The 3550-nt window shown below is 39.4% G+C and carries 1 protein-coding gene; it reads right to left on the bottom strand.

Translation table 11 applies throughout. The features are described 5' to 3' along the window. Nucleotides 1-3524: hypothetical protein (locus CDOM16189_RS07885; protein WP_170000944.1), on the bottom strand; the 3524-nt coding region annotated here is incomplete at its 3' end. Nucleotides 3525-3550 lie beyond the last annotated feature (26 nt).

A 3550-nucleotide genomic window follows, 5' to 3' on the forward strand; every position in this document is an offset into this window, starting at 1 on the left:
CATACGATATTTCTTACGAAAGTGCCTTCGTCTGAGACGGTTATAGTGTCATTACCCGTTCCGCCAAAGACATTTTGCGCTTGAGATTTACCGTCAAATACTATAGTGTCTGCTCCTCTATTGCCTTCTACGTTGCCTGATATATTGGCTCCGCCTCCAATCGCCTTGCCATTATCGTCTTTTTCTGTTCCCGTTACGGTTATAGCATCGTCGCCGTCTCCGCCCCGCACGGCTTTAGCCGATCCACCTGATACTGTGATATTATCTTGACCCGCTCCGCCTTGGACTTCGCCTGTGATAGTGGCTTTATTTGTATTAATCACATCATCTCCACCGCGAGTATCGATATTGCCTTTTATCTCGCTGTTTTCTACCGTTACACTATCTTTGGCACCGTCTGCGCCTTTTATGCTACCTCCTATAACAGAAGCTTCGCTAACTTTTATGTTTTGTTCATAAATTGGATTTTTAGCTTCAATATCTCCCGTTACAGTAGAATTTTTTATGATAACTTCGCTTGCTCCGTTAGTATACACGTATCCTGTCGTTGTAGTGTTACCGCCACTGTCCTTATCTCCTACCATGGCATCTTCTATCACTATCTTATCATGAGCTGCTTTGCCTGAAGAACCTAAATTTGATGAATCAAGATTTGGACCGCTAGAATTTCCTGAATGTACTTCTCTTAAAATTTTAGCTCCATCGGATATATATATACGATCATCTCCTGAATTTCCATCTACTTTATTTACGACAGTCCCTGCTCCTTTAATTTCGATAGTATCGTTGCCATCATTGCCTTCTATAGTATTTGCTTTAGAGCCATCTTTAAGAGTTATTTTGTCGTTTCCATCGCCAGTTCTTATATTATTTTGTACAATGGTGTTTTGTAGTTTGATATTGTCTTTGCCTGATTGACCACTAATATTATCAATGATATTATCTTTAGCCCTACCTGTTGCGGTTAAATCATTTATAGTATTTACATCTCCGCTCAAATTTACATTAGATATTTTTGAGTCTTCTATTTTTATACTGTTTCGTCCTGATTTTCCGTTAATGTCTTGTACTGTTGAGTTATAAACATTAACATCATTTGTTGTACCTTTTATCTCATCGTTTCCGAAATTTAGAGTATTGATATTAGATCGGTTTCTTATGTGAACTGTAGCAGAACCGTTTGAAGTGCCATTTTCTACTTGATTGATATTTGATCTGTCTATATCTATCTCTGACATAGTAGTTTGAATACCGTTTAATACATTTTCCACTCTTGAATTCTCAAATATTTCCATGACTATAGTTTTGCCACCTTCGTCCTTTACCGAATCTGCAGTGGAGCTATATAGCTTGATGTGGTCATATCCTTGATCTTTACCTCCATCAACTGTTTTGACGCTACTATCTTTTATAACAACTGTATCATTTCCGCTTCCAGCTAAAACATCACCTTTAACACTACTTTCTGTTATATCTACTACGTCATCGTCTCCTCCTAGTTCGATGCCGCCTTGAATTTTTGACTTGCTTATTTCAACTAAGTCTTTGCCGTCTAAGTCTTTTCCACCATCACTCAAAATAGCAGCCGTATTATCTTTTTGAAAAAGAGGACTTACTCCGATCTCTGAATCTTTTACAATTATATGGTCATTACCTCCTTCTCCAAGTATGTTATATCCAACTCTTGATCCATTTTCAACAATAACTCTTGAATCAGAATACTCTCCTGCTTGTATCTTGCCATGAACTGTAGAGTTGTTTAAGACAATCTCTCTATGTCCTGTTCCGTTTAGATCTATTGATTGATTCACGGTTGAATTTTCTACTTTAACATTGACATTACCGGCAAAATCATGATCTTTTTTCGAATCTCCCTCAGTATTAATTTCATGTTCTATGCCACTTCTAACTCTTTTTTCAACCAATGAGTCATCAAGTATGTTTATCTCTCCTGCTCCTTTGCCTGCTTCTATATCGCCTTTTACAGTTGCCTTGTTTTTAAGAGTTATTTTGTCATCCCCGTCTCGTCCGTAAATATTTCCTACAACCTTTGAATTGTTTGCTATCTGGATCTCATCTTTATCTCCTCCGCCTAAAACATCGCCTCCGACAGTAGAATTATCTAAAATATCGATCTTGTTTTCGCCACTATAAGTGCCGCCTTCGACGTTGCCTTTTACTTCGGCGTTTTGGACAGTGATATTATTTCCATCAGATTTCTCGGCTCCGCCATATACGCTAGGACTTTCTCCGCGGCCTCCGCTTACGTATCCTTCTACTTTAGCACCGTCTAAAATTTTGATCGTATCGCTATCTTCATTTCCCTCTATGTTCCCGGTTACGACCGTACCGGCTCCGGTTATAGTTATCTCGTCGTCACCCCATCTTCCGACTATGCCATCTACCTTTGCGCCGTTTTCTACAACGATCGTATCGTCGCCGCCTCTACCGTTTATACGGCTGACATAAGTTCCAGCACCGCTTACGGTTACCTCATCGTTGCCTTCATCCGCTATGATAAGCTTAGTATTTGCGCCGTCTTCTACCCGAATGATTCGTATGCCGTCTCCGCCCAATATATATTTTGCACTGGTTTCTGCACCCCTTAGGGTTATAGTATCTGCATCAGCGCCGATATCCACTATATCTATATTTTTGCCCTGGTTTGCTTGGGCTGCTTTTTCGTGTTCATCATTCATGGTTTTTGTGTCGCCTCTTATCGCCCCTATTACTTTAGCACCGCTTTCTAGTGTTATAATATCTTTTCCTGCTTCTCCTAGTATATTTTTTACCGACGAATTTCCTTTAGCAATTATTTCATCGTTACCTGCGCCACCGCGGATATTTCCTGTTACTGTAGATTCGTTTTCTACATAGATCTCATCCTCACCGTCATTGCCATACACCTGATCTTTTACTGTTGATTTAATTATCTCAATCGTATCATCTCCTCCACCGGCATCGATTTTTTTGTGTATGGTTGAATTTGTTATCTCTATGGTATCATTACCATCGTAGCTTTCTCTTGGTCTTTCTACATCGCCTAAGATAGAAAATTCACCCGCGCTCTTTCCTATTTCAGAGTCTTTTACTATGATAGTATCGTTTCCGCCTTCTCCAAGTATCGTATAATTTACCTTGGAGTCATTTTGAATAACCACCTTAGAGTCTGAGTACTCTCCTGCATGTATGTTTCCACCTACTGTTGAGTTGTCAATAGTTATTTCTCTAAATCCTGTTCCGTTTAGATCAATATGCTGAACTACCGTTGAGTTATTTTTGAGTTCTACGTTTACGTTTCCTGCGAAATCATGATTTGTAGGTGTATCTCCTTGTGCATTAAACTCTTCTTCTATACCGCTTCTTATACGTTTAGATACTTTTGAACCGCCATCTAAAATTATTTTTCCGCTACCTACTCCCGCTTCAATATTTCCCGCAACTTGAGAGCCATTATTTAAATTTATTGTTTCATCGCCATCTCTACCATAGATACTAGCTCCTACTTTCGCCTCTCCATCCATATTTATAACATCATCTCCGTCGCCTG

Origin of the sequence: Campylobacter sp. RM16189 (assembly GCF_012978815.1) — a bacterium.
Taxonomy (GTDB): Bacteria; Campylobacterota; Campylobacteria; order Campylobacterales; family Campylobacteraceae; genus Campylobacter_A.